Genomic DNA, 24,823 nt, shown 5'->3' with positions numbered 1-24,823 from the left:
TTTAACATTTACATCTGGCTGAGATTACAGCGCAGCAATCGTGGCTTTCTGTTCCGCCAGTTTCACTTTCGCTTCACCACAGGCCGTCAGACGTTCGCGCTCTTTGGCGACAACCGCTTCCGGCGCACGCGCCACAAAACCTTCGTTAGACAGCTTGCCTTCGATGGAAGCAATCTCGCCGTCCAGTTTCGCCATCTCTTTGTCCAGACGTGCCAGCTCGGCATCTTTATCAATCAGACCGGCCATTGGGATCAGCAGTTCCGCACCTTCCACCAGCTTAGTAACAGAGACCGGGCCTTTGTCGCCAGCAGGCAGAATGGTGATGGACTCCAGACGCGCCAGAGACTGAATAAAGCTCAGGTTCTGTTCCACACGACGTTGTGCATCCGCACTCGCGCCACGCAACAGCAGTTCCAGTGGCTTGGCCGGAGACAGGTTCATCTCGGCACGCACGTTACGGATAGCGATGATCGCCTGCTTGATCCACTCGAGATCGGCCAGCGCCAGTTCGTCCGCTTTTGCTGCATCAAACTCAGGGAAAGGCTGCAGCATAATGGTTTCTGCTGTGATGCCTTTCAGCGATTTCACGCGCTGCCAGATGGTTTCGGTGATGAATGGAATAATCGGGTGCGCAAGACGCAGCAGACCTTCCAGCACTTCCACCAGCGTATGACGGGTGCCACGCAGTTGCGCTTCGTTGCCACCGTTCATGACCGGTTTGGTCAGCTCAAGATACCAGTCGCAGAACTGGTTCCAGGTGAATTCATACAGAATGCTGGCAGCCAGATCGAAGCGGTAGTTATCCATCGCTTCCCGGTAAGATTTCACCGTGCGGTTATATTCCGCCAGGATCCAGCGGTCAGCCAGTGACAGCTCAAGTTCGCCGCCGTTCAGGCCACAATCCTGATCTTCGGTGTTCATCAGCACGAAGCGGCTGGCGTTCCACAGCTTGTTACAGAAGTTGCGGTAGCCTTCAAGACGCTTCATATCCCAGTTGATGTCACGGCCGGTAGACGCCAGTGCCGCCAGCGTGAAGCGCAGGGCATCAGTACCGTGCGGTTCGATGCCATTCGGGAATTGCTTCTCGGTGCGCTTGCGGATTTTCTCTGCCAGTTGCGGCTGCATCATGTTGCCGGTACGTTTTTCCAGCAGATCTTCCAGCGAGATACCGTCAATCATATCCAGCGGATCGATAACGTTACCTTTGGACTTGGACATTTTCTGCCCTTCGTCGTCACGGATCAGGCCGGTCATATACACGGTGTGGAACGGAACCTGTGGCTTACCGTTTTCGTCTTTCACGAAATGCATGGTCATCATGATCATGCGCGCGATCCAGAAGAAGATGATATCGAAGCCGCTGACGACCACGCTTGAAGGGTGGAAAGCTTTCAGGTCAGGTGTCTGTGCTGGCCAGCCCAGTGTGGAGAACGTCCACAGACCGGAAGAGAACCAGGTGTCGAGCACGTCTTCGTCCTGAGTCAGCACGACGTCTGCGCCCAGGTTGTTCTCGCTGCGCACTTCCGCTTCGTCACGACCAACAAACACGTTGCCTTCGGCGTCATACCACGCCGGAATGCGATGTCCCCACCAAAGCTGACGGGAAATACACCAGTCCTGAATGTCACGCATCCAGCTGAAGTACATGTTTTCGTATTGCTTCGGCACGAACTGAATGTCGCCTTGCTCAACGGCTTCCACCGCAACTTTCGCCAGCGGTGCAGTGCGCACGTACCACTGGTCAGTCAGCATTGGTTCGATAACTACGCCGCCACGGTCACCGTAAGGCACGGTCAGATCGTGAGGTTTGATTTCTTCCAGCAAACCGGCTTCGTCGAAGGCGGCGACCACGGCTTTACGTGCGGCAAAACGCTCAAGGCCACGGAACTGCTCAGGGATATCGTTGGCGCATGCATCGCTTTCTTCGCCGTTAGTATCGAAGATTTCAGCGGTCTGGCGGATGTCACCATCGAAAGTCAGGATATTGATCATCGGCAGGCCGTGACGTTTACCGACTTCATAGTCGTTAAAGTCATGCGCCGGGGTGATCTTCACGCAACCCGTACCTTTTTGCATATCGGCGTGTTCATCGGCAACAATCGGAATACGACGGCCTACCAGCGGGAGAATGATCTCTTTGCCGATCAGATCGCGGTAACGCGGATCTTCCGGGTTAACGGCAACGCCGGTATCACCGAGCACGGTTTCCGGACGCGTGGTGGCGACCACTAGGTAATCTTTGCCTTCAGCGGTTTTCGCGCCGTCAGCCAGCGGATAACGCAGGTGCCACATGGAACCTTTGGATTCGCGGTTTTCCACTTCAAGATCTGAAATCGCGGTACGCAGTTTCGGATCCCAGTTCACCAGACGTTTTCCGCGGTAAATCAGGTCTTCTTTGTACAGACGAACGAACACTTCGCGCACGGCGTCAGACAGGCCTTCGTCCATCGTGAAGCGTTCACGCTCCCAGTCCACGGAATCACCCAGGCGGCGCATCTGGCGGGTAATGGTGCCGCCGGATTCTGCTTTCCAGTCCCAGATTTTGTTGATAAACGCTTCACGGCCGTAATCGTGACGGGTTTTGCCTTCTTCAGCGGCGATTTTACGTTCAACCACCATCTGCGTTGCGATACCCGCATGGTCAGTCCCCGCCTGCCACAGAGTATTTTTCCCCTGCATGCGCTGATAGCGGATCATGGCGTCCATGATGGTTTGCTGGAAAGCATGACCCATGTGCAAGCTGCCGGTGACGTTCGGCGGCGGGATCATGATGGCAAAGCTTTCTTTACTGGTGTCACCATGTGGCTTGAAATAGCCCTGTTGTTCCCAGTGCTCGTAAAGCGGCTGCTCGATGTCTTGCGGGTTATATGTCTTATCCATTTCGCTTCGTATTTTCGTCGGTCAATGTGGTGACTGAGGGCGGCGTGGCCGTCGTCAAAGAGAAACCCACGCTGCGATAGGCTTTGTAGCGTTCGCGCGCAAGTTGTTTAAGGGAATCTTCGTAAGGAACGAAGTCTACCACTTCATGGAAAGCAGTAGCAAAATCTGCAAACTCAGGCAGCAGGCTGATGAGCAAGTCGCGTGGCGCATTGCCGCGTTTTCCCGGCCAGCATAATTCTACCGGCGCACCAAAACGCGGGCCTTCACCGGCCAGATTATGGGGCACAAAGTGGTTCGGCTCGCGTTGCCAGAGCGCTTCATCCAGGCGCTCAGCTTGTTTCTGATCTTCACAGGCCAGCAGAACACGTTTGCCCATCCGGTAACGTTCAGCGGCGACCAGACAGGCCAGTGCTTCGTGCGAGCTGAGCTCGCCACTGGCGTCCGGCGCATCGAGAAGAAAGAAGGTTGCCTGTTTCATGATGAGTTCACTGTGCTGCTGAGAAAAAACAGGGGCGCAACTGGTGCGCCCGCCTGTGGAGGGGCTGGCGAACCAGCCCCTGATAGTGGAGATTATATCTTATTTAGCAGAGGAATCACTCATCGCCATCCAGCCCTGCACGGTTGAGCAGGAACTGTGACAACAGCGCAACCGGACGACCGGTTGCGCCTTTGTTCTTGCCTGAACGCCATGCGGTACCGGCGATATCCAGATGTGCCCAACTGTATTTGCGGGTGAAACGCGACAGGAAGCAACCGGCGGTGATAGCACCACCCGGACGGCCACCGATGTTTGCCATATCCGCAAAATTAGAATCCAGCTGTTCCTGATACTCATCAGCCAGCGGCAAACGCCATGCACGGTCACCCGCCTGTTCGGACGCGCCGATCAGTTCATGCGCCAGCGGATTGTGATTCGACAGCAAACCGGTGATGTGATGGCCAAGCGCAATCACGCAGGCACCGGTCAGCGTAGCGACGTCAATCACCAGCTCAGGATCGAAACGCTCAACGTAGGTCAGTGCATCGCACAGCACCAGGCGGCCTTCGGCGTCCGTATTCAGCACTTCGACAGTCTGGCCGGACATGGTGGTCAGAATGTCGCCCGGACGGAATGCCTGGCCGCCAGGCATGTTTTCACAGCCTGCCAGCACGCCAATGACGTTCAGTGGCAGATTGAGTTCAGCCACCACACGCATCGCACCGTAAACGGCTGCGGCGCCACACATGTCGTACTTCATTTCATCCATATCCGCGGCGGGCTTAATGGAAATACCGCCGGAATCGAAGGTCAGACCTTTACCCACGAGCACGATAGGCTTAGCGTCCGGGTTAGGATTTCCTTTATATTCCATCACCGACATCAGTGATTCGTTTTTCGAACCCTGACCCACCGCCAGATACGCATTCATTCCCAGCTCTTTCATCTGCTGCTCGCCGATAACGCGGGTCGTGATGTTGGTGCTGAACGCATCTGCCAGCTGACGGGCCTGTGACGCCAGATATGCGGCGTTACAGATGTTCGGTGGCATATTGCCGAGATCTTTCGCGGCTTTAATACCGGCTGACACCGCCAGACCGTGTTGAATGGCGCGCTCACCGCTGGTCAGTTCACGGCGGGTCGGCACGTTGAACACCATTTTACGCAGCGGACGGCGCGGCTCGGTTTTGTTGCTTTTCAACTGATCGAAAGTGTAAAGCGACTCTTTGGAGGTTTCGACCGCCTGACGCACTTTCCAGTAAGTATTACGGCCTTTTACGTGCAGCTCGGTGAGGAAGCAAACGGCTTCCATAGAACCGGTGTCGTTCAGGGTGTTAATGGTTTTCTGGATAACCTGCTTGTACTGGCGCTCATCCAGCTCGCGTTCTTTGCCGCACCCAATCAGCAAAATGCGTTCTGAAAGAATATTCGGTACATGATGCAGTAAGAGGGTCTGGCCCACTTTGCCTTCAAGTTCGCCACGGCGAAGCAGGGCGCTGATGTAGCCATCACTGATTTTATCGAGTTGTTCGGCAATCGGTGACAGGCGGCGAGGTTCGAAAACGCCGACTACAATACAGGCACTGCGTTGTTTTTCCGGGCTACCGCTTTTTACGCTGAACTCCATGCACTCTCCTGAATCTTAAAGACAAGGGCGGGAGGTACGGCTAGAATGAGTCGCCGGAGACACTCTCCCGTCATTGTGTTAACGACCTGTGTTAACCTTAAACGGCGTTAGTTTTTATTTTGGCGGCTATAAGCAAGTTCCTATAGGACACCCCAATTCTCGGTGTTGTAATACTATTTTAGCTGCGAAGGTTGCCATATGATGAGAATAAATGACGGATTAGCGATGAAACTAGCGATTTTCCTTCAAAAAGACAAGTTTTCACAGGCGTATTAAGCGTGATCATCATTAGATATCTGGTTAGGGAAACCTTCAAGAGCCAATTTGCCATTCTGTTCATTTTGCTTCTCATCTTCTTCTGTCAGAAGCTGGTCAGAGTGCTCGGAGCAGCGGTCGATGGCGATATCCCAACAAATTTAGTTCTCTCACTTCTGGGCCTTGGCGTTCCGGAGATGGCGCAGCTTATTCTGCCGCTCAGTCTGTTTCTCGGCCTGCTGATGACGCTCGGTAAACTTTATACCGACAGTGAAATCACGGTCATGCACGCCTGTGGTCTTGGAAAACGGTCACTGGTCATCGCCGCGCTGGTTCTGGCGCTATTTACGTCAGTTTTTGCCGGCGTGAATGCGATCTGGCTCAGCCCGTGGTCGTCGAAACATCAGGATGAAGTGCTGGCGGAGGCGAAAGCCAACCCGAGCATGGCCGCGATGGTCGAAGGCCAGTTCCAGCAAGCCCAGAACGGCAATGCGGTGCTGTTCGTTGGCAGTGTTAAAGGGAAGGAATTCCATAACGTCTTCCTGGCTCAACTGCGGCCGAACGGCAACCAGCGGCCTTCCGTTGTGGTCGCTGATAAAGGACATATGTTGCAGCGTGCGGACGGTTCCCAGCAGGTGATGCTGGATAAAGGCACCCGTTATGAAGGCACTGCGCTGTTGCGTGATTTCCGCGTGACGGATTTCACCGATTATCTGGCGGTTATCGGGCATCAGGCTGTACAGCTTGACCCTAATCAGTCGGATCAGATGACCATGACGCAACTCTGGAATTCCAACGAACCGGAAGCGCGGGCAGAGCTGAACTGGCGTTTAACGCTGATCGTTTCAGTCTTTATTATGGCGTTGCTGGTGGTTCCGCTCAGCGTGGTGAATCCTCGTCAGGGGCGTGTACTCAGTATGCTGCCAGCGATCCTGCTGTATCTGATTTTCTTCCTGCTGCAAACCTCGCTGCGCTCCAACGGTGCCAAAGGTAAGCTGGATCCGATGCTCTGGATGTGGGGAACCAACCTGCTCTACTTTGCACTGGCACTGGTGCTTAATGCATGGGACACCTTGCCGGTTCGCAAGATCCGCGCGCGTCTGAGAGGAGCTGCCTGATGTTTGGCGTATTAGACCGTTACATTGGTCGCACTATTTTCAACACCATCATGATGACGTTGTTCATGCTGGTGTCACTCTCCGGCATCATCAAGTTTGTCGATCAGTTGCGTAAAGTCGGGCAGGGCGGATATTCCGCCGCCGGCGCAGGTTTATACACCCTGCTGAGCGTACCGAAGGATATCGAAATCTTCTTCCCGATGGCAGCGCTGCTGGGCGCATTGCTGGGCCTCGGCACGCTGGCAACACGCAGCGAGCTGGTGGTGATGCAGGCATCCGGTTTCACCCGCATGCAGATTGCCGCCTCCGTGATGAAAACGGCGATCCCGCTGGTGTTGCTGACCATGGCGATTGGTGAATGGGTTGCGCCGCAGGGCGAACAAATGGCGCGTAACTACCGTGCGCAACAGATGTACGGTGGCTCACTGCTTTCCACGCAAAACGGAGTGTGGGCAAAAGACGGTCACGATTTTATCTACATCGAACGCGTGGCGGGTGAAAAAGAGCTGACCGGCGTCAACATCTATCATTTCAATGAAGAGAATAAACTGCAGTCAGTCCGTTATGCGTCATCCGCGACCTTTGATAATGGTGAGTGGAAACTCTCTCAGGTGGATGAATCTGATCTGACGGATCAACTGCAAATCACCGGTTCGCAGACGCTGACCGGCGTATGGAAAACCAACCTGACGCCGGACAAACTCGGTGTGGTTGCGCTCGACCCTGACGCGTTGTCGATCAGCGGCCTGCACAACTATGTGAAATACCTGAAGCAGAGCGGGCAGGAAGCAAAACGTTACCAGCTGAATATGTGGAGTAAAATCTTCTCGCCACTGTCGGTTGCGGTGATGATGCTGATGGCGCTGTCGTTCATCTTCGGGCCTTTGCGCAGCGTACCGATGGGTGTGCGCGTGGTGACCGGTATTTGCTTCGGTTTTCTGTTCTACGTGCTTGACCAGATATTTGGCCCGTTAAGCCTGGTTTACAGCATTCCGCCGATTCTGGGCGCATTGCTGCCGAGCGGGCTGTTCTTCGTCATCAGCATGTTCTTACTGCTGAAAAAACGCTAAATCCGGCAGTACAGATAAACAAAAAGCAGGCTCTTTACAGAGGCCTGCTTTTTACATCTAAATTCTGAATATTGAGAACTGAGCCGTCAGATCTCGTTATTACGCACCAGATCGGCCACCAGATTGTTTACGCCATCGCTCATATTTTTAAACTTGGTCAGTTCGCTGCGGGTCACAACCACGAACACGCCTACACCGCGCTGCGGCACCATCGCGACATACGTGATAAAGCCACCACCGCCGCCGGTTTTCTGAATGATACGTGGCAGCAACGGCGTCGGCGCCATCGTTACCCAGCCCATTCCCAGCGAGTCCGCCATTCCCGGTACATCCATTCCTTTGAGCGAGACCAGATCCGTACGCTTGTAGTACATCTTCTGCGCCATATCGGCGGTTGTAGTGCGTTGCCCGAGGAACTGACGCATCCAGCGGCCCATATCGGCAGGCGTGGAATAAAGCCCCCCGCTGCCTGCTGCCGCAATAGTGTTGATACACGGGCTCGGACGCAGACCTTCCATCAGGCGTGAACACTGGCTGGCGTTTGGCGTCAGCGTGGTATCGACCATGCCGAGCGGCTGAGTGATTTGCTCGCGCAGTAACTGGGTATAAGGCTGATTAGCGGCTTTCGATAATGCATCGGACAGCAGGTCAAACGCCAGATTTGAGTAAGAGGCGCGTGCACCCGGCGGCACAGTCAGTTTGGCGACACTCAGCCAGCTCCAGCGATCACTTTTAGTCGGCCAGGTGAAGACGGCACGATGTGCGACACCGCCCGGCTGCTCGCGCGGCAGACCGCTGGTGTGGGTGGCGAGATTCAACAGGGTGATCGGATTTGTGCCGCTGTAAGCAGGAACGCGGGCACCGGCCGGGGCGTATTTACGCAACGGATCGTTAATACTGACTTTGCCCTGCTGCGCCATTTTTACCAGCACTTCACTGGTAATAAGTTTGGTCAGCGAGGCGATACGCACCACAGAGTCTTCACGCGGTCGCAAATCGGAACCGGGACGGGTTTCCCCGAAGCTGCGGAAAACCTGCTGATTGTTATCAACGACAACCAGCGCCATTCCCATCGCGCCGCTGCCGTAAAAGATGTGTTCTGCATGGTCATCCACGACCTGCGACGCCAGACGCGCATTCTGCTGCGCGTGGCTCCATAAAGGCGTACTGGCGAAGGCCAGCGCGAGGAGCGAAAGTGAGAGTTTTTTCAACAAGCTGGTATCCATCAACAGGGCAAGATCTATTCGTGATTTGTATACTAATGCGAAGTTTGAGAAACGGCATTGGAAAAACGTGGGTAAACAGAAGATTTTTGTCAGCAAATCCTCACTGAGCTGCGGTGTATGACTGTTTTTTCAACACTTAAACCGAACAAGGCGGGATAACTATTGCGTGACCGGCTGGGCTGGGTATAATGCCCACGTTTTCCGCATACTACTTTCAGTGCCGAAGTGGCGAAATCGGTAGACGCAGTTGATTCAAAATCAACCGCCGCAAGGTGTGCCGGTTCGAGTCCGGCCTTCGGCACCATTAGTATGTAAATAGACCTCAACTGAGGTCTTTTTTTATGCCTAAAATCAGTTCATTTGGGCTTTTTGTGCACTTTCCACCCCCTCTCATGCGATTTACACTGATGTAATAATTACCCGCTCCCAAATCAGGAAAATTCTTCATGGCACTGGAACCCGCAATCGCCGGGCTTGTTAATGACTTCATCGCTGCAGGTCGCCCGTCGTCGCGCAGTCAGACTTTTGCACAGCGCCGCGCCGGATATATCGCCAGCACAGTTTTAGCGGGTGATATTGAGCCACGTGCAGAGGTTGAGGATATGGTTATCGACGGCATCTCGTTACGCATCTTCTCTCCGCTGAATGCAGAAGGCGCACTGCCTGCCGTTATCTATTATCACGGTGGTTGTTTTGTCAGTGGCGGTTTTGCAACGCATGATAATCAACTCCGTCAGCTTGCTTTTTACAGCGGCAGTCGGGTGATTGCGGTGCAATATCGCTTAGCGCCTGAACACACCTACCCCGCCGCGCATGACGACGCAGAACTGGCGGCAAATTTTATCTGGCAGAATGCTGAAAGGCTTGGCATAGAGCTTGGCCGGATAACGCTGATGGGCGACAGCGCAGGCGGACATCTGGCTCTGATCACCGCGCTGCGCCTGCGAAATACCGGGCAGTGGCTGCCGCATCTGCTGGTACTGATTTACCCGATGCTGGACGCGATGGCAGCATCTGACAGCCACAAGCGCAATGGCGATGATTACGTGCTGACCAGCGACACGCTGCTCAGCGGGTTCGAAGCTTATTATCCGCAAACGGATTTCATGCATCCAGAAGTCAGCCCGTTATGGCGTGATGATTTTTCTGGGTTGCCGCCGGTTCACATCATCACGGCGGAATACGATCCGCTATGCGATGAAGGTGAAGCGCTGTTCTCCCGGCTGACAGAGCAGGGCGTGAATTGCACCGCACAGCGCTATCTGGGGGTGATCCACGGTTTTTTCCAACTCGGTGGAATCAGCCAGACAGCGCGTAATGTGATGCAGGATATCGCCGCGCGTGTCAGTTCATCGGATACACCGTAAGCTTTTTGCTTCTTGCGAGCCCGCTGTTGGCCTGCTCGCATAATTCAAAGAGCACAGGGATCAGGTGAGCGGAAGCTTTCAGATAATCGCTGACCTGCGAAATCCCTTCCGGGAGTAATATCTCGCTGTTCTCCAGTCCTTCGCTTAAGCACAACAGCCCCTGACATAACCCGCCGGCGGATTCTGACGCCAGCGCATTGAGGTCATACAGCTGAGCATCATCAAAGTGACTGAAATCCAGCCCGGCGATAAGCGAGCGAAAGACGGAGATAGAGTTAGTAGTGAACGCGGTGTGGTTATCAGAATCAGTCATACAAGTCATTCCATTGTCAGTGAGTCGAGGCCCCCGGTACTGGCGAGGTGATTGCCGCTGCCAGAGAACTCTATGCCTGTTCGTACGCCAAAGAAATAACCTGTTTATATTTACAGTGTTTTGTTGTCAGATCTGGAATGTGTCTCGCAAAATCCGTTCCGGGAATTGGGGATATTCACCACCAGAACGCTATTCATGAGATAAAAATTGAAATGGGTGAATGAATAACAGTATTTACCGGATATTATTCTGGCGATGTTGAAAACCACTCAAATTAAAATAATGAAAGCGGGGGGTTGTCACGTAGTGTTATTATCACGCTGGCATGATTTACTTATTGATGCTATTTTTCTGATGTAATTGTTATTAAATATTTCAATTCTGGCATTCTTATCGTTTACGATTGATGGATTACTCATCGTATTGATACCTGTTTAATCAATAATACAAATAATGTTTCTATGAGTTACATTTAAAAACCTGTTTGTTTAATAATTCACCTAAACATATTTTTCTCTTATAGGGAACTTTCTGAATTTTCACTTTGTCCTCCGTCATACCTATGTTAATTATTTATACGCGGCGCAAGACCGCACACACATCACATAAATAATAAAGACAGGGTAATAATGAGCAATTTAAAAGCGTCAATCTTAATTGGCGGCGTCGTGCTGTCGGTATTATCTGCCAGTGCGCAAGCCGAGATTACTGTTTTAGATAAAAATCCTCAAAGTAATGCTTTGCTGGCGCCATTAAGCTTGCAGGTCGGCGGGAGCATCCGTCCTGAGTGGATTTTCAATAACGGTCCGGAGCCGGGTTATTATAAAAATGGTCACGATGGCGGCACCCGTTTCCGCTTCCGTGGTGATTATAAACTGACGCAAAACACCTCCGTCATCGCTTACTACGAGCTGGGTGTGGACATGGCGAACCTTCTGGGTATGAATGATCATTATCCGGAAGGCGGTCAGCGTGATACTCAGCGTCAGTTATATGCGGGCTTTAAAGACGATCGTTACGGGACATTAACCTACGGCCACCAGTACGGTATTTATTATTCCGTTGTCGGGATTAAAAGTGACGTCTGGGATAACGATGGTCATGCGGGCGGCACGGGTATTGGTATTAACGGCAGCTACGATGGCGCGAATAAGCCGAAAAGTAGCCTGAAATATACCAACGACTTTGGCCCTGTGACGTTATATGCCAACTATTTATTGCCGGAAGACGAAATTCAGGCGGGCGAGAATCAGCATTATCGCCGCAATAATGGTGGCGGTTTAGGGTTCGATTATAAACTCACCAGAGATTTAGTCTGGAGTGCGGCTTATAGCCTGACTGATGCCACGGTTAAAGATAATCAATATAACGAAAAAGATTATCATCAACAGTTATCTGGTACGGCTTTAACCTGGCAGCCAAATAACTGGTACATCGTCGGAACCGGCAGCTATTACAAAGATTTCGTGCCGAGCACCCGTGAAAATCCTGTCGATCATTACTTCGCAGGCAGCGGTTACGGTGTGGAAGGTTTCGTCGGTTATACCTTTAATATCGACAAGCCGTTCCTGAAATCTATCCAGCCATACGTTGCAGCCGATTCCCTGCAACTGAAAGGCGGCGAAGAATATCACGCGAACCACGTTTATCTGGGCGCGGGTACCACCATCGGTTACGGTTTGTCTGTTTACGTGGAACGCACATTAGCGCACACCACAGACGACGAAGCTGACGCCACCTGGGTTACCGTCTTCTACGATTTCTAATTCACATGCCTCGTGGATCATCAGGCCAGCGCATTTGCGCTGGCTTTTTTACGTCTGTGAATCTTTCTACTGACAGCTTTTAATTTCCAGAATGAAATCTCTGAGATTCTGTAAATCTGGAATGTGAGCAGAAGGATAGGAAACTTGAACAGAACTTGGCACAACAAGCTGAAGTGATTTATTTTTCATTTCAGATAGTTGTGATTCGCTTATGCCAGCCTGAATCGTCACCAGATGTTTTTTAATAACTCGATCACCCTCGGCAAGAACTTGACGCCAGCGATCCTTGCAGGTTGTCTTCGCACCGAGCAATCTTAAGTTTTCCACAGGGAATGAGATGTCATGATAAGCAGAAAAACTCGGAAATAAGAAATCTGGTTTTGCTTTATTTTCAGTCGTTAATTTTGACGACCCTTGTTCAAAATTCAGATTATGAAGGGTGAAAATTTTATTTAGATGGTTTTCAAAAGCAAATCCAACACGTGCTTTTCGACGATTCTGGACGCTAAGCGAGAACTGGATAAAGTCATCAACATCATTCCGCTCCTCACCAAAGCCACTTTGAAGCTTCTTAGCGACTTCAAAGCGTTCGTAGGTTCGGAACAACTTTTCTTCTTGTTCAAGCCATAGCATGAGAGTTGTATCTGGCTCATTGTGCGGATCTCCCGGTATGAGATCCCTTGCGAGTTGCGAAAACTCTTTTGCTTTAGGAAAACCGGCAGGAAAATGATCAAGGAGGAGAGCAAGTAGGTCTTGCGAGCGACTTTCAGGTTCTTCAATTTCAATGCCAATACTTTCAAATAACATTCGGATTGGTAGCACAATCTGTTGTTGATTAATTTTGGCTTTGGCAAAACCATTCTGAGTAATTGTAATACTAAAAAGTGCAGCCAGTTGCTGCTCTACGGAGGATGAAGATGGTGTAATCACCATGATTAAAGACCCATCTTTCTTCTTGATAATAAGAAAAAAATCTCCCTCTGCCATAAGGGTCGATACAGTATTGGTTTGATAATACAGGCGGAATTCTGCGCCCCGGGTCGGATCGTTAAATCGCGTGTCATACCACGTTGAAGTCATATCACAGGAAATAGGCTCAGCATCTTCGTCTGATATATAAATCATCGTAGTTTTGAATAATAAAGCTTCGCCATCTTTGGGCAGGCCAAGGTGCTGGCCAAATCCTGCTTTAATCAAACCACCAATTTCATGTTGGTTAGATTTCTTAGGGTCTGCATCAACAGCAGTCAGGTATTTACCAACGGCACCGTCAAAGTAATCACTCAATTTTTCAAACATTTAATTGATGTATCCCTTTAATATCCATGTCAGCATGGCTTGACGCTGCACAAAGCCATTCCTCAATTCTTGTCATCAGTTCCTGGTTAGGTAGTTTTAACCGTCCCTTCAAACAGCATTCCCAAACTATCAAAATTCGCCATCCACTTGATGAGAGTTCTCGCATAGTACTCTGATCATTTTTCACATTTTTTTGAATTTTGTTCATCCAAAAATCAGTTCTGGTCGCGGGAACTTTGAAAAGATAGCAATTATGATGATGCCAGAAACACCCATGTACAAAGATGATTGCCTTGTAATCATCAATCACAAAATCTGGTTTACCAGGCAAATCCTGTACCTGCTCCCTGAATGTGAAACCAGACTCAAGAAGTAAATCTGCAACTTTTTTTTCAATGGCAGTACCACGATTCTTAATTGCTCGCATATTCTTGCTTCGCGTTTTTGAATCGTGGACATCAGCCATTGGAGTTAAGCTGCCTTATCAGATTTAAGTGCAACAGCCTTCGCAATGTAGGGCGCGAGTAATTTTGCAACCGCCGCAAAGACAGGGACTACAACCGAGTTGCCGAATTGTCGATATGCCTGTGTGTCAGAAACAGGGATACGGAAAGATTCTTTGCCCGGCTGCTCAAAGCCCATAAGGCGAGCACATTCTCTCGGCGTTAGACGGCGTGGTCTGTTGATTTGGTTTTCTGGATTATCAAATTCAGTTTCACCTAATTCTCTATCCCAGCCCCTGTCAATTAAGATTTCAGAACCGTCTTTGTGATAACGAGCGGAGAGTGTTCTTGCAACCACCGTTGGGTTTTCTGGATCAACTAATCCAAAACCAAAACCATTCCCTTTGGCCTGGTGCTTCTTGGCATAATTGTATAAATACTTCCAGAGAAGCGGGGTGAGAACATACTTTTTATCATATTCGGTCTGAAGGAGTTGCTTAAAGGCGATGCGCTCCTGGGGGAAGAATTGACTGATATTTTTAAGAGTAAAATCTTTACTAATGTTCAGAGAACGGCGAAATCCAACCAATACAATTCGTTCACGATGCTGAGGAAGGAAATGTTTCCCGTCGATAATTTTTGGATCGCTGGAGCCTGTGATATCAGCGTCGGCGACGTCGTAACCCAGTTCATCAAGTGTTTCCATAATGACTTTAAACGTTTTTCCTTTGTCGTGACTTTTGAGGTTTTTAACGTTCTCAAGCACGAAAATGGATGGCTGCTTCGCTACGATGATTCGGGCTACATCAAAGAACAAAGTACCCTGAGCCTCACATTCGAAACCATGGGCTTTGCCCAAAGAATTCTTCTTTGACACACCAGCAAGTGAGAATGGCTGGCACGGGAAGCCAGCCAAGAGTACGTCGTGGTCGGGAATTTGTTTATCGATGTTTTGATAAGCTTCTTCAACGTCGATTTCCTGATTGTCGCTTAGCGTGATTTCTCTGATATCTGAATTAAATACATGTTCATGTGGGTCGCTATACCAGTTTGCTTTGTATGTACGAACGGCATCTTTGTTCCATTCACTGGTAAAGACACATTTACCACCAATGTCCTCGAATCCTTTGCGTATACCGCCGATCCCCGCAAACAAATCAATGAAGCGGAATTTATAATCAGGGTGATATTTTGGTGGATTCGGAAGCATACTATTCAGAATGATAATTTCACACTCGGTAAGCGCACGCTGAGTCGCTTTGCCGCTGAGCCAGCGGTTTAAAGATTCACGTGACCAGTCGTTGTTATATGCACGGAGTTTTTCAGCAATAGCCTTTTGGTCATATATTTCAAGCAAACGTCGGACCAGCAACTTATCGTTTTCAAGCTGAACCTTCATGCTTTCTTCTGCTTTTTTGATTTGTTCTATAGTTGAAGCTTCAGTGGTTTTCATTTCGCAGTATCGATTTAGGGAAGAATGAGTGACACTTTATCACTCGTTTGACCCAGAGGCAAAAATGAAATCTGTACATGTGTACAGTGTTTCTGGGCTGACTTAATTTAGCAACCCAGAAGAGTCCTGTCTCTTAATGAGGGACATTAACTTTCCAGGATGCCTCGCAATACTGAAATGTAAAAGCTGCAACTAACATCCTGAAATCCCCTCTAAAAAATCCTTCCCATCTCCAGTTGCCCCATCAGTAACGCGTTATCACTGTAATCCACCGGGACGGCGACAACGGCGGGGCCTTGTACGTCCATGGCGGCGCGCAGGGTGCTTTCCAGCGTTTCGGCGGAGGTGACGGCAAAACCTTTGGCGCCGAAGGCGTCGGCGTAGGCTTTGAAATCAATCGGGCCGAACTGGATGCCGGAGGTGCGATGGTATTTTTTCTCTTCCTGAATCGCCACCATGTTGTAGGCCTCATCGACCCAGATGATGTGCAGCAGATTGACGCCGAGGCGTACGGCGGTTTCCAGTTCCATGCTTGATTGCATAAAGCCGCCGTCGCCGGATACGGAAACCACTTTGCGGCTGGGATCGACCAGCGCAGCGCCAATCGCCCACGGCAGCGCGACACCCATGGTTTGCTGACCGTTGGAAATCAGCACCTGACGCGCACGGAAGCTGTAAAGGTAACGGGCGATCCAGATGTGAAAACTGCCCATATCAACGCACAGGGTGACGTCGCTGTTAACGATGTCCTGCATCGCGCGCACCAGACGCAGCGGATGGATGGCAAACTGGTTCAGGCTGCGGCCTTTCTGGGCCAGCAGTTCACGTTGCTGGCGGCGATCTTCGAGGATCGCGATGGCGGAGGCGCTCAGGTCGATGCGCTGCGGGATCTGCTCCGTCAGCAGATCCAGTGTGTCGGCGATATCGCCCACCAGTTCGACGTCCGGCAGATAGTCGCTGTCGGTTTCGGCGGGCATCACGTCGATGTGGACCAGTTCGGCGCTGCCGTTGCTCCATTGCACCGGTTCATACTCGACCGGGCTGTAACCGATGGTGATGACCAGATCTGCGTTACGCAGCAGGCGGTCACCGGCCTGATTGTTGAACAGACCGACGCGACCGGCGAAGCGATGGAACGAAGCCTGATCGATAACGCCTGCCGCCTGATAGGTGCTGGTGACCGGCAGATCGCTTTTATGCAGCAGACGACGGATCGCCTCGGCATTGCGCGGCTGGCTGGCCATCAGGCCGAGCAGCAGGACCGGATTTTTGGCCTGTTTCAGTAATTGTGCGACCTGCAATATCGCGTCGTGCGGCGCGCTGCCCAGTACCGGCGGTTGCGAGGTCAGGAGTTTGCCGCTGGCCGGTTCATTGACGATATCCATCGGCAGGCTGATAAATGCTGCACCCGGACGCCCGAACTCGGCGGCGCGAAAACCATTCGCCAGCACTTCGGCCAGTGCGGAAGACGAGGTGACTTCGGCGGAATACTTGGTGACCGGGCGGAACATCGCGACGGTGTCCATGGTCTGGTGCACCTGTTTAACGTGGTCGGCGCGTTTCACCGCGCCCCCTAAAGCCACCAGCGGATCGCCTTCGGAGGTCGCGGTGGCAACGCCGGTGATCAGGTTCGAACAACCGGGGCCGGAGGTGACCAGCGCGACGCCCGCTTTCCCGGTCAGGCGGCCGACGGCACCGGCCATAAAGGCTGCGTTGGCTTCGTGACGCACCGGAATGGTTTTGATGCGGGAATCGACCAGCGAATCGAAAACACGATCGATTTTTGCGCCGGGAATGCCGAACACGTGTTTGACACCCTGTGCTTCAAGCTGCGCGACGACCAGATCCGCACCGCATTTCCATTCGCTTTGGCTGTCTGAATTTTTCATGGCTTTATTCCTTTTGTCTGCGGACTGTTAACTTTCAACGGACTGAATCGCATCATTTAAATCGTCAGGGCATAAGTTGGCGTGCAGGAAATCACTGTCCTGCGGAAAGTCGATCAACAGCTTTTCGACCGTGCCGAAAGTCAGCACGCCGCGCTCAACCTGGTAATCCAGCACATGGCCGCCGCTGCTGCGTGTCTGATTGATGAAATGTTCGTGATAGCCCGCCACGTTGATGCCCTGCATATACGCAGGTGTCAGAAAGCCAATCAGCACGCCCTGGCTGTTTTCAATATGAAATGTTGGCTGCGCTTCGATGGCTTCGAGCATCGGTTTATAAGGGCGGTGCTGTTCCGGTACGGTGCGAGTCTCGACGCGGCTGAACTCACCATCAATGCGCAATGCGCAGAAGGTGTTCTGGCTGGCGACGGCGTTATCAATTACGGCGTGGATTTGTTCACGGCTGTGCGGGCGGTCAATCACGTATTCATTAGTCGGGTTAAAGAATGTCATGACGGCGAAGGGCGTTTTTTGTTCAGGAAGGGCGCGCCGGGCGCTGCCGTCGCCACGCAACTGGAAGATATTACTGTTGAATGCGATCAGTTCGCCGTCGAGATGGTTAAAGGTGCCGAGGCCAAAATCGCCGTGTTTCAGCAGGTCTGCCATCGTGGTGTCGCCTTCATAGACGCCGCTCAGCAAGGCGCTCATCAGTGACGACTGATAAAGCACGCGGTCAGGATGCTGATGTTTAAACGCTGTCGCCGTGCGGGCAATATCGGCGACGCAGGAACAGGACTCAGAATGGCTTTTCATGCAGGGGGTCTCCGTCGAATAATTAACTTTGCTAACTAAAAGGTTGACCCCATTCCGTCCTGAGTTCCAATATAAGGAGGTGTTTACTTTGAGACGTTTTTGATATGGAACTTCGTCATCTGCGTTATTTTGTCGCGGTAGCCGAGGCGGGCCACTTCACCCGTGCTGCCGAACTCCTGGGAATATCCCAGCCTCCCCTGAGTCAGCAAATCCAGCGGCTCGAACATGAAATCGGAACCCCTTTACTCAAGCGTCTGACCCGTGGCGTCGAGCTTACCGAAGCCGGAAAAGTGCTGTACGACGACGCACAAACCATCATCAAACTGACCGATGCCGCCTTTGAACGTACCCGTGCGGTGGCACGCGGCCTGAATGGTACGCTGCGCATCGGTTTTGCCACCTCAACGGCCTTCAATCCGCAGGTGTTTGAGCTGCTGCATCGCTTCCGTGACAAGTACCCGGGCATGGTGCTGGAGCCGCAGGAAAAAGATATGGCGGGGCTGATGACCGCGATGAGCGAGGGCGCGCTGGATGCGGCGTTTATCCGTCTGCCTTGCGAGCGCAGCAAGGAGTTCAGTTATAAGGTGCTGGATATTGAGGAAATGATGGTGGCGTTGCCGAAGAAGCATCCGCTCAGTCAGGGGAAAGAAGTCCGGCTGGCAGCGCTGCGCCACGACACGCTGATCACCTTTCCCCGCGATTTATCGCCGGGGCTTTATGATGCCGTGACACAGGCGTGTAAAGAGGCGGGATTTTCGCCGCGCTACGGGCAGCAGTGTCCGCAAATTACCTCGGCGCTGAGTATGGTGGCGACAGGATTTGGTTACGCGCTGGTGCCGGCGTCGCTAAGTAAGATTGATGAAACCAATGTGCGCTGTCTGCCCCTGGCAGGGCAGACATTAACGACGCAGATCGCGCTCGCCTGGCGCAGAACGGATAACTGCAAGGCGGCGCTGCATATGGTGGGGTTGTTGTAAGTTACACCACAATAATCACAGACACGCGACGGTTCTGGGCGCGTCCGGCCTGGGTTTTATTGCTGGCGACCGGCTGGCTCTGCCCTAATCCGCGGGTATGGATATTGGCGCGTGGCATTCCGGCATCGGCAAAGGCGGCGGCAACCGTGTTGGCGCGGCGCAGAGACAGATCGTTGTTGTAACCGGCGTCGCCGTAGTTGTCGGTATGGCCGTCGAGATTGACTTTATTCAGCCCGACATGCAGCAGTTCACTGGCCAGTTTTTCCACCGACTGCTTACTTTCTGTCGAAAGCGTCGCCTGATTATTGCCAAACAGCACTTTGGCATCCAGCCCGAGTTCCCAGCCTTCGGCTGTCTGCGAGAAGCCGTTTTTTTGCAGTACGGCGATCTGTTCCGGCGTTAATCCCGCCGGTTTGGTCTGACAGGCGGCCAGCAGCAGAATGCACAGCCCCATTGCGGCGAACTGAAACCAGGTCTTGAAAGTGTTGCAGGTATTCATTGTCATTAATTCCTTTTAGTCTTTCATCACGACAGGAAGCGGCATGCCTGAAGAAACATGCCAGCAACTGCCGGAAATTTTTTTCGAGCGGTACATGGCCTCATCGGCCTTATCCAGTAACTCTTTCGCGTTAGTGGCCTGAGAAGGCGACAGCGCGATACCGATACTGAGAGAAACATCCAGCGTCTTGTTATTGAGCAGGATGACAGGGGTTTTCATGATTTCAACAATGCGTTCGGCAAAAGCCACGGCCTCTGCGGTGGAAACCATCGGTTCAAGCAAGATGGCAAATTCATCACCGCCCAGACGCGCCAGCACATCGCCTTTTCGCAGTGTTTTCGCCAGCCGTTCACCAATCACCATCAGCACGCGGTCCCCGGCAGCATGACCGAGTGAGTCATTGATCTCTTTAAAGTTATCGACATCAATAAACAGCAACGCCAGTGAAAGCGCCGGGCGCATCGGGTTAAAGCATTGATTAAGCGTATCAATGAAAAACGCGCGATTATGCAGGCCGGTCAATCCATCATGCAATGCTTTTTGGGTCAGTGAGACGTTCTCGTTGCGCATATGGTTTTCCCAGGCTTCCAGCTCCGTCAGCAGGCTGTTGAAGTCCTGGCTCAGCGTGTGCAGCTCGGCAATCGGCGCAGAAGGGACACGCAGGCTGAACGAACGGTTAGCGCTGACGTCATGAGTGACGCGCGTAATGTGGCCGAGAGCATCGACAATACCTTTTTGCATCCGGCGGGAAAAATACAGCGCCACCAGGGCCGTCAGTACCAGACAGCCGATCAGGCTAAGCACCGTTTCCAGCAGGAAACCCGCCAGGGTTCCGCCATTACCGGCGAGCCAGACCGTACCGATGAGCGAACCGGAATGGTTCACCGGCATCGTGACAGGCTCCGGGAAAGCCAGGTGGCCGACGAACTGCCCGAGCTTGTCCCAGTTGCTGTTCACCGGCCGCTGCCATTCCGTGAACGTTGCACCGGCGGGGGTCAGAATTTTAGCCTGCGTGAAATCGCCGCGTTTAGCGATGAACTCCAGCGACTCGTGCGCGGCGGCAGGATCATTAAACACCAGCGCCGCTTCGGTGGTGTAGCTGATAGCGCGTGCGGTCAGTTGCAGATTATTTTCGGCATGCGAACGCAGGGCGATCAGGGCCAGCAAGATCAGTAAAAAACCGGCAAGGCCAATCGCGGTCAAAATCACAATCACATGGATTCTGTTCAGTGCGGCGCTTAGCGTCGGGCGCTGGCGCGGCTGTTCTGTGTCAGGAACAGGAATTTTATTTTCCATGGTTACTCCTTTTCCCTGGCAAGTTGTAATACGGCGGGATTAACCCGCACACCGCTGCGGGACAGCGTATCCAGATTCAGTTTGAATCCGGTGTGAAGGGGCGTGATTACCAGACAAAAAGCGTTCAGTAATCCGCAGGTCTCGTCTTCTTCGCTGATCGTTAAAATGGCATGGCCTTCCAGGCGCTGATGCAAATCGTTTTGCTGCTCAGCCGTTGTTCTGCCGGAATAAATGGCATCGCACTGCGCGGTCAGCAGCGGGCTGTCAAAAGGCAACGTCATCACTTTGAGCGGTCTGCCAGCAAAAGCGCTGCCATCGGGCGTGAGTAGCGCCGCGTATTTAACTGGCTGAATGATGCAAAGTGTTAAAGAAGACGAGGTCGTTTTGTCGGGCCAGCGCGAATAACTGAGGATACCGTTAACGGTCTGGGCGACGGCGGCGTCGGGTGACGTCTCGCTGGTTTCTGCGATAACCGGTTTTAACGGAGCGATCAGAAGCACCATCAGCAGGGCGAAGCCATACGCAGCCTTAAAAAAATGGCCGACACGTATCTTCACTAACAGGTAAAAAGGTGATCGGGCTTTTTCCATAGCGTCACTCTGTGTTTCTTCCGGTTGAAATTGTTTCACCGGAATAAGAATAACTTTATCGGCATGATTTCTGAAAGCGTCAATAAAAAGTTTTTCACCCTGAAACAACACGCATCTTGTGTAGAATTTTTTACAGAAACCAGGAAAACAGCGAATACTGAAGAGAATCTAATGAATGTTTAGGTTAATGAGCGTGGTTGATTTTTGAGCAACGATAAGAGAGGCGGCGTCGATAAATAATACACATTGGTGTTATTTCAACCGTTATTAAAATAATAGTCACGGTCATAACAAAATATGACAAAAAATAAATGTTACCGTAATCACCGTTTGATGAATTTAAATTGCAGGAAATGTTAATAGATTGGAATTTAAAGGAATAATAGACGGCATTTTAGCTATATTCGTGACCATGATCTCAAAGCCACACCGTTAGTCAGATTTTTATGCTGCTGATAGGTATCATGCCCGCATTAATGGTATGTTTTAACCGTCAGGGTGGTTTTTTCGATGACGGGTGCAGTAAAAAAACATCAACCATTCCTGGGGAAAACGGAATTATTTTTATAATTAGGTGCTGAGGAATCATGGATAATACAACAATCGGGACGCTGTCTGAAAAATCAATAAGTTCCTGGCGTAAAACTGACACCATGTGGATGTTAGGTTTATATGGAACGGCAATTGGTGCGGGTGTTCTTTTTCTTCCTATTAATGCCGGTATTGGCGGATTAATTCCGTTAATTATTATGGCGATTCTCGCCTTCCCAATGACTTTCTTCGCTCACCGCGGATTAACCCGTTTTGTTTTATCGGGTAAAAATGCCGGTGAAGATATTACGGAAGTCGTGGAAGAACATTTTGGTATTACGGCCGGTAAATTAATTACACTGCTGTATTTCTTCGCCATTTATCCTATTTTGCTGGTTTACAGCGTGGCGATCACTAATACGGTTGAGAGTTTTATTACTCACCAGATGCATATGAATGCGCCACCGCGTGCGTTGCTGTCACTGATCCTGATCCTCGGATTAATGACACTGGTGCATTTTGGTCAGGATATGATCGTGAAAGCGATGAGTATTCTGGTATTCCCGTTTGTGACGGTGCTGATGGCGCTGGCGCTTTACCTTATTCCTAACTGGAATATGTCAGTGTTTACAAACGCCTCGCTTTCCGGTAACGGCGTAGGTCACGGTATGCTGATGACGCTGTGGCTGGTGATCCCGGTGATGGTGTTCTCGTTCAACCACTCGCCTATTATCTCCTCTTTTGCAGTGGCAAAACGCAAAGAATACGGTGATAGCGCTGAGAAAAAATGTTCGCGCATTCTGGCATTTAGCCACATCATGATGGTGATCACGGTGATGTTCTTTGTCTTCAGCTGCGTCCTGAGCCTGTCTCCGGCCGACCTGATGGAAGCCAAATCGCAAAACGTGTCTATTCTGTCTTATTTAGCGAACCACTTCTCTAACCCGGTCATTGAATATATCGCGCCATTTATTGCCTTTATTGCCATTACTAAATCTTTCCTCGGCCATTATCTGGGCGCACGCGAAGGTTTTAACGGCATGGTGATTAAATCTTTGCGCAGTAAAGGCAAGAAAATTGCCCTGCCAACGCTGAACCGTTATACCGGTATCTTCATGTTATTAACCACCTGGTTAGTGGCAACCCTGAATCCAAGTATTCTGGGTATGATCGAAACGCTGGGCGGTCCGATTATTGCGATGCTGTTATTCCTGATGCCAATGTATGCCATCCGTAAAGTTCCGGCGATGAAAAAATACAGCGGCCATATCAGTAATGTCTTCGTTGCTGTAATGGGTCTGATTGCGATGTCAGCCATTGTATTCAGCCTGATGGGTTAATGATTAAAGCTTCTGAAATAAAGTGAGCGGGAATATCCCGCTCCTTTCTCTCCCGTTTTTCTGTTTATTCCGCCCGTAAATAATTTCACTTGGAGTACCCACCGTGATCAGCGTCTTCGATATTTTCAAAATTGGTATTGGTCCTTCCAGTTCGCATACTGTTGGCCCGATGAAAGCCGGGAAAATATTCACTGATGAACTTATCTCTTCAGGCCATATAACCCAAACCACCCGCGTGGCGGTTGATGTTTACGGATCATTATCATTAACCGGTAAAGGTCACCACACTGATCTGGCTATTATCATGGGGCTGGCGGGGAATATGCCGGATGATGTGGATATCGATGCGATCCCGGCGTTTATCCGTGAGGTAGAAAATACCGGGCGTCTGATGCTGGGCAAGGGCGCAAAAGAAGTGGATTTCCCGGCCAGCTCAGGCATGAATTTCCATTCCGGTAATCTGCCGTTGCATGAAAACGGCATGACAATCAGTGCGTTCAGCGGCGATGAACTGCTCTATACCCAAACTTATTACTCTATCGGCGGTGGCTTTATTGTCGAAGCCAGCAAATTTGGTATGCAGGATGAAAATCCGGTGGTGCGCCCGTATCCGTTCCGTTCGGCCAGCGATTTGCAAAAACACTGTACGGACACCGGCCTGTCGTTGTCGGCACTGATGCTGCAAAACGAACTGGCGGGACACACACGCACAGAAATCAGCGATCACTTTGCGGCCATCTGGAATGTGATGAGCGAAGGCATTACGCGCGGCATTCATACCGAAGGCTTGCTGCCGGGACCGATGAAAATCAACCGCCGTGCCGCCGCACTGCGCCGCATTCTGGTGACGCAGGATAAGAACAATGTCGATCCGATGGGTGTTGTTGACTGGATCAACATGTACGCGATGGCGGTTAACGAAGAAAATGCGGCAGGCGGGCGTGTGGTCACTGCACCGACCAACGGCGCGTGTGGCATTATTCCTGCCGTGCTGACGTATTACGATCAGTTTATCCGCCCGATCAGCCCTGATTCGTACAGCCGCTTCTTCCTGGCTTCCGGCGCGGTCGGTATTCTGTTCAAAATGAACGCTTCGATTTCCGGTGCGGAAGTGGGGTGTCAGGGCGAAGTGGGCGTGGCCTGTTCTATGGCGGCGGCAGGTCTGACCGAACTGCTGGGCGGCAGCACCGCGCAGGTGTTTATGGCGGCAGAAATCGCGATGGAACATCACCTCGGGCTGACCTGTGATCCGCTGGCCGGACAGGTTCAGGTACCATGCATCGAGCGTAACGCCATTTCGGCTGTGAAAGCCGTCAATGCGTCGCGTATGGCATTACGCCGCACCAGCGAACCGCGTGTGTGCCTCGATAAAGTCATCGAAACCATGTACGAAACCGGCAAGGACATGAACTCGAAATACCGTGAAACCTCGACAGGCGGGTTGGCTATCAAGGTTCTCGCCTGCAATTGATTTCTTTTCTCATCATTTCCTAAAAGGCGGGAAACCGCCTTTCCCGCCCCCTTCGTTACTTTTCCCTGTGTTATGTTTTGGGTTATCTATACTGCGTAGAAGCTCTTTTTTCACCTGGAAAACAG

At 51.4% G+C, this 24,823-nt stretch carries 20 protein-coding genes and 1 tRNA gene; 8 read left to right on the top strand and 13 right to left on the bottom strand.

Translation table 11 applies throughout. The features are described from left to right. Positions 1-24: 24 nt before the first annotated feature. The 3 genes from HGO41_RS13435 to pepA form a co-directional block, all read right to left on the bottom strand. On the bottom strand, positions 25-2,880 hold the full coding sequence (locus tag HGO41_RS13435) for a valine--tRNA ligase (RefSeq protein WP_112151030.1): 2,856 nt from the start codon (positions 2,878-2,880) through the stop codon (positions 25-27). Then, the gene (locus HGO41_RS13430) at positions 2,873-3,358 is read right to left on the bottom strand and encodes a DNA polymerase III subunit chi (RefSeq protein ID WP_013577147.1); all 486 of its coding nucleotides are present in this window, start codon (positions 3,356-3,358) and stop codon (positions 2,873-2,875) included. Before HGO41_RS13430 ends, HGO41_RS13435 begins: the two co-directional genes overlap by 8 nt. Positions 3,359-3,473: 115 nt before the next feature. Further along, a complete protein-coding gene (gene pepA / locus HGO41_RS13425; protein ID WP_013577146.1) occupies positions 3,474-4,985 on the bottom strand; it encodes a leucyl aminopeptidase in 1,512 nt (503 codons plus the stop codon). A 278-nt stretch (positions 4,986-5,263) separates the two neighbouring features. On the opposite strand from pepA, the gene lptF reads away from it, so the two are divergent. Beyond that, positions 5,264-6,358 carry an LPS export ABC transporter permease LptF gene (gene lptF / locus HGO41_RS13420; protein ID WP_013577145.1) on the top strand — a complete coding sequence of 365 codons (1,095 nt, stop codon included), beginning with the start codon at positions 5,264-5,266 and terminating at the stop codon, positions 6,356-6,358. Next, positions 6,358-7,428 (top strand): LPS export ABC transporter permease LptG, encoded by a 1,071-nt coding sequence (lptG, locus tag HGO41_RS13415; protein WP_013577144.1) that lies wholly within the window; start codon positions 6,358-6,360, stop codon positions 7,426-7,428. The genes lptF and lptG overlap by 1 nt, the downstream gene beginning before the upstream one ends. Before the next feature lie 86 nt (positions 7,429-7,514). Here lptG and ampH read toward each other — a convergent pair whose 3' ends face one another. Next, complete coding sequence (gene ampH, locus HGO41_RS13410; RefSeq protein ID WP_037033544.1) at positions 7,515-8,654, bottom strand: D-alanyl-D-alanine-carboxypeptidase/endopeptidase AmpH; 1,140 nt, start codon at positions 8,652-8,654, stop codon at positions 7,515-7,517. Positions 8,655-8,873: 219 nt separating this feature from the next. Here ampH and HGO41_RS13405 point away from each other — a divergent pair. Beyond that, a tRNA-Leu gene (locus tag HGO41_RS13405) sits at positions 8,874-8,958 on the top strand. 142 nt (positions 8,959-9,100) lie between these two features. After that, the gene (locus HGO41_RS13400) at positions 9,101-10,021 is read left to right on the top strand and encodes an alpha/beta hydrolase (protein WP_250981101.1); all 921 of its coding nucleotides are present in this window, start codon (positions 9,101-9,103) and stop codon (positions 10,019-10,021) included. On the opposite strand, the gene HGO41_RS13395 is transcribed toward HGO41_RS13400, so the two are convergent. Beyond that, on the bottom strand, positions 9,999-10,334 hold the full coding sequence (locus HGO41_RS13395) for a hypothetical protein (protein WP_013577141.1): 336 nt from the start codon (positions 10,332-10,334) through the stop codon (positions 9,999-10,001). The genes HGO41_RS13400 and HGO41_RS13395 overlap by 23 nt on opposite strands. Positions 10,335-10,963: 629 nt before the next feature. Between HGO41_RS13395 and HGO41_RS13390 the strand changes: the two genes are divergently transcribed. After that, complete coding sequence (locus tag HGO41_RS13390; protein WP_250981100.1) at positions 10,964-12,100, top strand: porin; 1,137 nt, start codon at positions 10,964-10,966, stop codon at positions 12,098-12,100. 66 nt (positions 12,101-12,166) lie between these two features. Here HGO41_RS13390 and HGO41_RS13385 read toward each other — a convergent pair whose 3' ends face one another. From HGO41_RS13385 to budA, 5 genes are all read right to left on the bottom strand, one after another. Beyond that, a complete protein-coding gene (locus HGO41_RS13385) occupies positions 12,167-13,399 on the bottom strand; it encodes a type II restriction endonuclease (RefSeq protein WP_250981099.1) in 1,233 nt (410 codons plus the stop codon). Next, a complete protein-coding gene (locus HGO41_RS13380) occupies positions 13,392-13,865 on the bottom strand; it encodes a very short patch repair endonuclease (RefSeq protein WP_250981098.1) in 474 nt (157 codons plus the stop codon). The genes HGO41_RS13385 and HGO41_RS13380 overlap by 8 nt, the downstream gene beginning before the upstream one ends. A 5-nt stretch (positions 13,866-13,870) precedes the next feature. Further along, positions 13,871-15,295 carry a DNA cytosine methyltransferase gene (locus tag HGO41_RS13375; RefSeq protein WP_285427202.1) on the bottom strand — a complete coding sequence of 475 codons (1,425 nt, stop codon included), beginning with the start codon at positions 15,293-15,295 and terminating at the stop codon, positions 13,871-13,873. Between the two features lie 212 nt (positions 15,296-15,507). Next, on the bottom strand, positions 15,508-17,184 hold the full coding sequence (alsS, locus tag HGO41_RS13370; protein ID WP_037033516.1) for an acetolactate synthase AlsS: 1,677 nt from the start codon (positions 17,182-17,184) through the stop codon (positions 15,508-15,510). Between the two features lie 27 nt (positions 17,185-17,211). Beyond that, positions 17,212-17,994 (bottom strand): acetolactate decarboxylase, encoded by a 783-nt coding sequence (gene budA, locus HGO41_RS13365; protein ID WP_013577135.1) that lies wholly within the window; start codon positions 17,992-17,994, stop codon positions 17,212-17,214. 104 nt (positions 17,995-18,098) lie between these two features. Here budA and HGO41_RS13360 point away from each other — a divergent pair, with 104 nt between their 5' ends. After that, the gene (locus HGO41_RS13360; RefSeq protein ID WP_013577134.1) at positions 18,099-18,971 is read left to right on the top strand and encodes a LysR family transcriptional regulator; all 873 of its coding nucleotides are present in this window, start codon (positions 18,099-18,101) and stop codon (positions 18,969-18,971) included. A gap of 1 nt (position 18,972) precedes the next feature. Here the strand turns inward: HGO41_RS13360 and yfiB are convergent, their stop codons facing one another. The 3 genes from yfiB to yfiR are packed head-to-tail and all read right to left on the bottom strand — an operon-like array spanning position 18,973 to position 21,356. Continuing rightward, on the bottom strand, positions 18,973-19,470 hold the full coding sequence (gene yfiB / locus HGO41_RS13355; protein WP_013577133.1) for an outer membrane lipoprotein YfiB: 498 nt from the start codon (positions 19,468-19,470) through the stop codon (positions 18,973-18,975). A 15-nt stretch (positions 19,471-19,485) separates the two neighbouring features. Next, a complete protein-coding gene (gene dgcN / locus HGO41_RS13350; RefSeq protein WP_013577132.1) occupies positions 19,486-20,766 on the bottom strand; it encodes a diguanylate cyclase DgcN/YfiN in 1,281 nt (426 codons plus the stop codon). A gap of 2 nt (positions 20,767-20,768) precedes the next feature. Next, positions 20,769-21,356, bottom strand: coding sequence for a regulatory sequestration protein YfiR (yfiR, locus tag HGO41_RS13345; protein WP_228389031.1), 588 nt, complete (start codon positions 21,354-21,356; stop codon positions 20,769-20,771). Between the two features lie 587 nt (positions 21,357-21,943). Between yfiR and HGO41_RS13340 the strand changes: the two genes are divergently transcribed. Both HGO41_RS13340 and HGO41_RS13335 read left to right on the top strand, forming a co-directional pair. Next, positions 21,944-23,227 (top strand): HAAAP family serine/threonine permease, encoded by a 1,284-nt coding sequence (locus HGO41_RS13340; RefSeq protein ID WP_121019685.1) that lies wholly within the window; start codon positions 21,944-21,946, stop codon positions 23,225-23,227. A gap of 103 nt (positions 23,228-23,330) precedes the next feature. Next, on the top strand, positions 23,331-24,698 hold the full coding sequence (locus HGO41_RS13335; RefSeq protein ID WP_037033510.1) for an L-serine ammonia-lyase: 1,368 nt from the start codon (positions 23,331-23,333) through the stop codon (positions 24,696-24,698). The last annotated feature ends 125 nt before the right edge of the window (positions 24,699-24,823 follow it).

The organism is Rahnella sp. CG8 (genome assembly GCF_023701875.1).
GTDB lineage: Bacteria > Pseudomonadota > Gammaproteobacteria > Enterobacterales > Enterobacteriaceae > Rahnella > Rahnella aceris.
This window is presented reverse-complemented; position numbering and strand designations above follow the sequence as displayed.

Excerpts from the sequence above, each read along its gene's own strand:
- HGO41_RS13435 (WP_112151030.1), bottom strand. The coding sequence starts at position 2,880 with ATGGATAAGACATATAACCCGCAAGACATCGAGCAGCCGCTTTACGAG.
- HGO41_RS13430 (WP_013577147.1), bottom strand. The coding sequence starts at position 3,358 with ATGAAACAGGCAACCTTCTTTCTTCTCGATGCGCCGGACGCCAGTGGC.
- pepA (WP_013577146.1), bottom strand. The coding sequence starts at position 4,985 with ATGGAGTTCAGCGTAAAAAGCGGTAGCCCGGAAAAACAACGCAGTGCC.
- lptG (WP_013577144.1), top strand. The coding sequence starts at position 6,358 with ATGTTTGGCGTATTAGACCGTTACATTGGTCGCACTATTTTCAACACC.
- ampH (WP_037033544.1), bottom strand. The coding sequence starts at position 8,654 with ATGGATACCAGCTTGTTGAAAAAACTCTCACTTTCGCTCCTCGCGCTG.
- HGO41_RS13400 (WP_250981101.1), top strand. The coding sequence starts at position 9,101 with ATGGCACTGGAACCCGCAATCGCCGGGCTTGTTAATGACTTCATCGCT.
- HGO41_RS13395 (WP_013577141.1), bottom strand. The coding sequence starts at position 10,334 with ATGACTGATTCTGATAACCACACCGCGTTCACTACTAACTCTATCTCC.
- HGO41_RS13390 (WP_250981100.1), top strand. The coding sequence starts at position 10,964 with ATGAGCAATTTAAAAGCGTCAATCTTAATTGGCGGCGTCGTGCTGTCG.
- HGO41_RS13385 (WP_250981099.1), bottom strand. The coding sequence starts at position 13,399 with ATGTTTGAAAAATTGAGTGATTACTTTGACGGTGCCGTTGGTAAATAC.
- HGO41_RS13380 (WP_250981098.1), bottom strand. The coding sequence starts at position 13,865 with ATGGCTGATGTCCACGATTCAAAAACGCGAAGCAAGAATATGCGAGCA.
- HGO41_RS13375 (WP_285427202.1), bottom strand. The coding sequence starts at position 15,295 with ATGAAAACCACTGAAGCTTCAACTATAGAACAAATCAAAAAAGCAGAA.
- alsS (WP_037033516.1), bottom strand. The coding sequence starts at position 17,184 with ATGAAAAATTCAGACAGCCAAAGCGAATGGAAATGCGGTGCGGATCTG.
- budA (WP_013577135.1), bottom strand. The coding sequence starts at position 17,994 with ATGAAAAGCCATTCTGAGTCCTGTTCCTGCGTCGCCGATATTGCCCGC.
- HGO41_RS13360 (WP_013577134.1), top strand. The coding sequence starts at position 18,099 with ATGGAACTTCGTCATCTGCGTTATTTTGTCGCGGTAGCCGAGGCGGGC.
- yfiB (WP_013577133.1), bottom strand. The coding sequence starts at position 19,470 with ATGAATACCTGCAACACTTTCAAGACCTGGTTTCAGTTCGCCGCAATG.
- dgcN (WP_013577132.1), bottom strand. The coding sequence starts at position 20,766 with ATGGAAAATAAAATTCCTGTTCCTGACACAGAACAGCCGCGCCAGCGC.
- yfiR (WP_228389031.1), bottom strand. The coding sequence starts at position 21,356 with ATGGAAAAAGCCCGATCACCTTTTTACCTGTTAGTGAAGATACGTGTC.
- HGO41_RS13340 (WP_121019685.1), top strand. The coding sequence starts at position 21,944 with ATGGATAATACAACAATCGGGACGCTGTCTGAAAAATCAATAAGTTCC.